Origin of the sequence: Nostoc favosum CHAB5714, from assembly GCF_020829495.1 — a bacterium.
Classification (GTDB): domain Bacteria; phylum Cyanobacteriota; class Cyanobacteriia; order Cyanobacteriales; family Nostocaceae; genus Nostoc; species Nostoc favosum.
This window is the reverse complement of the sequence record NZ_JAIVFQ010000243.1, coordinates 1-2,060: the sequence shown is the minus strand read 5'-3', so window position 1 is coordinate 2,060 and position 2,060 is coordinate 1. Positions and strand designations below refer to the sequence as shown.

Genomic DNA, 2,060 nt, shown 5'->3' with positions numbered 1-2,060 from the left:
AATAGAATCTATAAAAAATGAAGAATTAATTGATAAAGCTATTGAGAAAACTAGCAAAGTGCAATTACTCTCAAGAGAAGAAATGTGGGAAGCACCACCCCATATTTTAATTACCAACTACTCCATGCTGGAGCATATGTTGATTCGACCCAAGGAGCGAGAAAAAATTTTTGAGGCTTCAGTAAATACTTTCAAAATGTTAGTAGTAGATGAAGCTCACACCTATGATGGTGCTAAGGGTAGTGAAGTTTCCATGCTGTTGGAGCGTTTTAAAGCTTCCGTAGGTGTGGAACAAAAAGGTAAAATTCGCTGCATCGCTACCAGTGCCAGCTTAGGAGATGCTTCGGTTGATGATAAAGTTATCGCATTTGCAGGAGAGTTTTTTGGTGAAACTTTTAGTCAAGTAATTCGCGGTCAGCGTCTCAATGCCAAAGACCGATTAGGCAAACCTTATACCCTATCTGCTGCACTTACTAATGAAGAAATTATACAATATTTAAGTATTATTGAATTACCACAACAAGGTTCTCCAATTAGTTCTTGGTTTGACCCACTGAGCGCTATTGTACCCGAACAACAACTAAAAATAGCTGAGTCGCAAGCTGATAGCGATATCCACAAATTCCTCTGGTTTGCTCTCAAGGGACATCCCTTAATACATCGACTGATTAACATACTTTGTCGGGAACCTAAACCTTGGGAAGAAATAGTTCGCTCTACAGAATTATGGGGTGTAAATCTGCCAATTAAATTAGATGGTAGCGTTGATGATACAGATGCAGAAGTTGCACTAGCTCATTTGCTGCAAATAGGTACTCTCGGTCGTGCAAATCCAGATGATTTACCTTTACTTCCTGTGAGATTGCATCTTTTATTTCGCAGTTTAGAGGGACTTTATGCCTGTATTAATCCCAAATGTTCGGGAGCAGCGCACGACCCAATTTATTCAGACCGTGAAGTACGGTATGGGCAACTTTATTTGAATGAGAAAAAAACCTGTGAATGCTGTGGTTCCCCTGTATTAGAATTGGGCAGTTGTTCTCAATGCGGTCAGGGTTATGTATTTACTCAACGCCAAGATTCGGGAGAACTAGAATCTCTACCCAGATCAATTCAAGCATTAAAGGATAATACCAAGATTTACACTTTGACTTCTGGCAATTTAGACAGTGTAACAGAAGAAGAGGAAATGGGTGAAGATGAAGAGGAACAAGAATCAACAACACTAAAAACTTTTAAATTTGAACTTCAGAAGCATGGCTGGATTGGTAAACTTTCAGATGAAGCGTTTACAAACAAAGTAACACCAGAAAATGAATTTATTTTAGCATGGCATCGCAAAAAAAATGACGGGGATGAAGGCGGTTGTTATTTAAACAGATGTGCTGCTTGTGGTGCTGGAACTGGGCGCACTACTCTAGCAATTAATCGATTTGTGACTTATACAGATGGCCCATTAGAGGCGATGCTTGATAGTCTCTTTGAACTACTACCAGAAACAGAAAAGACTGATAAAAACTCTTCAAAGCGGAAAATACTTACCTTTTCCGATGGTCGTCAAGATGCAGCCTTTTTTGCGTCTGACTATCAACGTACCCATACCGAAATGCTATACCGCCAGATGCTTTGGCAAGCATTTAACCAGGTAAAAAATACTGAAGGTATTACATCTGTTAATCAAGTAATTCACCAACTGAAAGCAGACTTTTTAGAATTTTATATTCCTCACCCTGACCGAAAATCTGATGTAAATTATAAAAGCTACCGTCCTAACGATCCAGAAGAGGAACCTAAAGATAGAAAAAATAAAATAGATGCGGAAGATTTAGCTCAAAAACGAGCTAAGGAAATATTAGTTAAGGAATTTGCTCTTTATTTTAACCGTCGTTTAACCTTAGAAGCATTTGCATTGTTAACTTGTCATATAGAATTAGAGAAGCATTTAATAGAGTCAGTTGCTGGTAAATTTGAAATCAGCAATGATGAGGCGCAGATTTTCTTGACAGTTATTACTGACATCATCCGTCGCACAGGAATTGTTAGCATTGAAGGCTCATCCA

Annotated in this window: 1 protein-coding gene; it reads left to right on the top strand. The window is 38.5% G+C overall.

Going from position 1 to position 2,060, the window contains the following annotated elements; all coding sequences use genetic code 11:
* Positions 1 to 2,060: DEAD/DEAH box helicase (locus tag LC586_RS40375; RefSeq protein WP_369010560.1), on the top strand; the 2,060-nt coding region annotated here is incomplete at both ends.